The organism is Psychrobacillus vulpis (assembly GCF_006861825.1).
GTDB classification, from domain to species: domain Bacteria; phylum Bacillota; class Bacilli; order Bacillales_A; family Planococcaceae; genus Psychrobacillus; species Psychrobacillus vulpis.
This window is the reverse complement of sequence record NZ_VDGI01000050.1, coordinates 1-3097: the sequence shown is the minus strand read 5'-3', so window position 1 is coordinate 3097 and position 3097 is coordinate 1. Positions and strand designations below refer to the sequence as shown.

At 42.1% G+C, this 3097-nt stretch carries 2 protein-coding genes and 1 pseudogene; 2 read left to right on the top strand and 1 reads right to left on the bottom strand.

The genetic code is table 11. The annotated features are described in order from the left end of the window. Nucleotides 1–226: 226 nt before the first annotated feature. A pseudogene (locus FG384_RS19345) lies at nucleotides 227–1008 on the top strand (putative protein N(5)-glutamine methyltransferase). A 225-nt stretch (nucleotides 1009–1233) separates the two neighbouring features. After that, nucleotides 1234–1800, top strand: a complete 567-nt coding sequence (locus FG384_RS19340; protein WP_142644322.1) for a DUF4256 domain-containing protein — start codon at nucleotides 1234–1236, stop codon at nucleotides 1798–1800. Nucleotides 1801–2537: 737 nt separating this feature from the next. Here FG384_RS19340 and FG384_RS19335 read toward each other — a convergent pair. Further along, nucleotides 2538–3097 (bottom strand): transposase (locus tag FG384_RS19335; protein WP_142644321.1); only part of this gene is annotated, 560 nt, incomplete at its 5' end.

Here is a 3097-nt window from a genome sequence, read left to right as displayed (position 1 = left end):
GAGATTAGCTATATTTTGTGAATGATGACTAGGAGGAGCCGTGTGCGTAAATAGCGCAAGCACGGTTCTGTGAGGGGGGTGGAACACAATCTACCGAAAGGTAGAGAGGTTCCCTTCTACTCGACTAATTCAAGAAGGATTTCTCCTATTTTTAACGAATTATAAATAATATACTAAAAGTTATCAAGATTAGGTGATATTAATAGAAGAGCAAATTAATTTTTATATGGACGACGAAACGAAAATAAGTATAATAACCAGGCTTCGGACAGCCGGTTGTGTATTCGCAGAAGATGAGGCACGGTTGTTTTTCTCTGAGGCACAGTCGCCAGCCGAATTTGCCACTATGGTGGAACGACGAATAAACGGTTTGCCCCTTGAACACATCTTAGGGTGGGCTGAATTCTGCGGTATCCGGATAGCGGTGGACCCGGGAGTCTTCGTACCCCGCCGTCGCACTGAGTTTTTAGTCCACCAAGCAGCAGCGCTCGTAACACGAGGCGCCATTGTGGTTGACCTGTGCTGCGGCACAGGCGCGGTGGGCTCAGCGCTGGCCGTAGCTATGGAAGGAATCGAGTTGTACGCTGCCGACATTGATCCAGCCGCGGTGCGGTGCGCGCGACGAAACGTAACTTCCGTCGAGGGTCACGTGTACGAAGGAGACCTCTATGAGCCACTGCCTGCCACATTACGGGGCCGTGTCAACGTCCTGGTCGCAAACGCACCATACGTTCCTACCGAAGCGATCGTGCTGTTACCTCAGGAGGCCCGCATACATGAGGCGCGGGTTGCACTCGATGGGGGGCGGACGGGCTTGACGTCCAGCGGCGGGTGGCGGCTGAGGCAACACTCTGGCTTGCACCGGGCGGTCATCTGGTTGTTGAGACTAGCGAGCGACAGGCACTGTTGACAGTCGAGATTTTTGCTCAAAACGGGCTAATAACACAGGTGGCATATTACGACGAACTTGACGCTACTGTCGTCATTGGAACCAGACCCCAACTCTAGAGCTCGTTTCCGGGCAGACTCTTTTACGCAAATGAGAGTAATAATTGCTATGCTGAGTGCTGGTAGCCGGTGTTTGAGGACAAAAAAAGTTTTCATTCTTAAACTAACGAGTGCGCTAGTTGAAGATCATTGAACTGCATAGACGGCTCTTTTTTTCTTATTATGCAAACACTGCAATTTAGTACTTAAACAATTATGAGTAAAAACACTAAGGAGGAAACTAATATGACAAAGAGAAATAAGGAGTTGTCACTAGAACAACGTGAGGAACTACTCAGAACTTTGAAAGCCCGTTTTGAGAAAAACATGAACCGCCATAAAGACCTTGAATGGGCTAAAGTACAAGCTAAGCTCGAAGCTAGTACTGAAAAACTGTGGTCGCTCAATGAAATGGAAGGAACTGGCGGTGAACCGGATGTTGTTGGCCATGATAAAAAGACGGGCGAATACATTTTTTATGATTGTTCAGCGGAAAGTCCTAAAGGTCGCAGAAGTGTTTGTTACGACCGTGAAGCACTGGAGTCAAGGAAAAACCACAAACCAGAAAATAACGCTATTGATATGGCAACTGCCATGGGCATTGAACTTTTAACGGAAGAACAATACCGGGAGTTGCAGAAACTTGAAAATTTCGATATGAAAACGTCGAGCTGGGTGCTAACACCTGCTAATATTAGAAAACTCGGCGGGGCCATCTTTTGTGATTGTCGCTACAACACTGTCTTTGTGTACCACAATGGAGCAGATTCCTACTATGCTGCAAGGGGCTTCCGTGGCTCGCTAAAGGTCTAACAAAATAGTAAAGATAGCCGAAACCCTAGTGTTGGATTTGTATCGATAGTTAAAGTATTAGGTACTGCAAAAAAATGTTTTTTATCCTTTAGATAATTTAAAGTTCATAAAATGAAAAATCGAATTTGCAAAGTAAAGTAAGAAAGCTTTTGTTCGAATTGAACAGGATGGAGCGTTTATGCATTAAGCATAGACGCTTTTTCACTAAAGGGGCAGGTTAGTTCATTTAGAAGATATTATTAGAAGAGTGACGAATTTTTGTAAATATAAGTGTAATTTTTGAGTATTTTCCTTTACAAATGAGGGGTGACAATATGGAATTTTTACTTCACGTAGCACTCTTTTTAAATCCAATTTTAGCAATAGTATTTTGCTTAAATTTAGTAGCATTAATCAAAAACGTTAGTAGAGATAGTAATGCTAGTACCTCCAAAAATCCATTTTGGATGACCATTTCAGCTACCTATATCATATTTAGTATAACTTGGATGTTTCTATTGTAATTGTATTTATTCTTGTAAATCATAAACGAATTTTTTGAAGTCTTGCAGTAGCTTAGCTAAATAAAGATTAGTTATATTAAAAGAGTTTGAATTCTGAAATTCAATCTTTCTTATTGAACTCCCATGAAAATTAAAATCTTCGATTTAGAGAAAAAGACAATACGAAATCAGACGCAGCTCATTTATTTTTTAAAAAAGTGCAGCGCCTAAATGTGGATCAAATTATAGGTTGGATTAGGAGGCATTTGGTTCAGTAATTGTAACGTTGTATCCTAAGTTTTCAAGTCTCCGAACAGAATATCGTACAATCGATTGTTCTTTTTGCTTGTCAAAGTAATCTTCTCCTAAATCTACGTACATCTCTTTGCGAGTTAAGAGATAATAGGAGATTCTTAAAATGGCATGAGCGACAGATATTCCTGCCCGTTTTTTACCCTTTCTTGATGCAGTACGCCTATACAGGGCTCCCAAATAGGTTTTGGATCCTTTGACAGAATGAGCTGCTTCAATTAATGCCGATTTCAAGTACTTGTTTCCTTTTTTCATGTTGGTTGATTTCCTTTTGCCCGCACTCTCATTATGTCCAGGTACTAATCCTGCCCAGGAGCATAAGTGCGCCGAACTGGGAAATTGCTTCTCGACATCCGTACCGACTTCGGCTAAGATTTGTTCCGCCATTCGAGTGGCGATGCCGGGAATGGAATCCAACCGCTCAATATCTTCTTGGTGGGAGGATAATCTAGTAGCCACCTCTTCATTTAACAGTTCAATCTGCTCAGAAAGAAATTCTATAT